Annotated in this window: 1 protein-coding gene; it reads right to left on the bottom strand. The window is 63.9% G+C overall.

Annotated features, from left to right (window positions below; translation table 11 throughout):
- Nucleotides 1-30: 30 nt before the first annotated feature.
- A complete protein-coding gene (locus tag ACLZN2_RS50955) occupies nucleotides 31-546 on the bottom strand; it encodes a hypothetical protein (RefSeq protein WP_416987099.1) in 516 nt (171 codons plus the stop codon).
- Nucleotides 547-699: the final 153 nt, after the last annotated feature.

Genomic DNA, 699 nt, shown 5'->3' with positions numbered 1-699 from the left:
AAGGACCTCGACAATCCTCATTCTTGCTGGTCAGGGGCACTTTCTGCTTTCCTGACCACCTGCCGGACAGCCCGCTTCATGAAAGCGCGAGGTTAGCAGCGCGTCGAACAGTTCTTCCACGAAGGTCTCCCGTGCGCGCAGCAGTTCCTCGATCCGGGGCTGCTGGGCCGCGGCATGGACACCAGCTGCTGAAGCCCACACGAGAGCGCCTTCGGCGTCAGCCGGTACCTCTGCATCGAGCTCTGCGCGCTTGTGTCCGATGGCTTCTTCGAACTCGGGGGTGGCTATCCACAAGCTCACGTCGTCCACGTCCTCGGGCTCCTCGACGAGAAGGGCAGCGGCGTTGTCCAGGTTGAGCCATGCCTGCCAGCGGTTCCCGTTGATGTCCAGGCCGGTCACGAGGGCGATGCTGCTGTCGGAGACGTCGGCGACGCAGGCCGGTGCACCGGTCCACTCGACCAAGGTGGACAGGTACTCGTCCTCCCAGATGCCTTGTTCCAACTGCAGGGTCTGCCAGCCGCCCGGTCGCGACGGCCACTCCTGCACGTCACCCTTCAGCCCTGGACCGGTGCTGTTGAACAGGGGCGCTTCCAGCAGTGGGCGCTCTGAGCTGCCCCGAGTTTCGTAGAGTCCGGTGATCTTGTTTCAGGCGGACTGCGGGGTTTGCTCCTGGCTTCGCCAGAAGGCTTCCTCGTACTC

Source organism: Streptomyces sp. T028, from assembly GCF_048159505.1.
Classification (GTDB): domain Bacteria; phylum Actinomycetota; class Actinomycetes; order Streptomycetales; family Streptomycetaceae; genus Streptomyces.
Note: the sequence above shows the minus strand (reverse complement) of the source record. Positions and strands in the feature narration are given on the sequence as shown.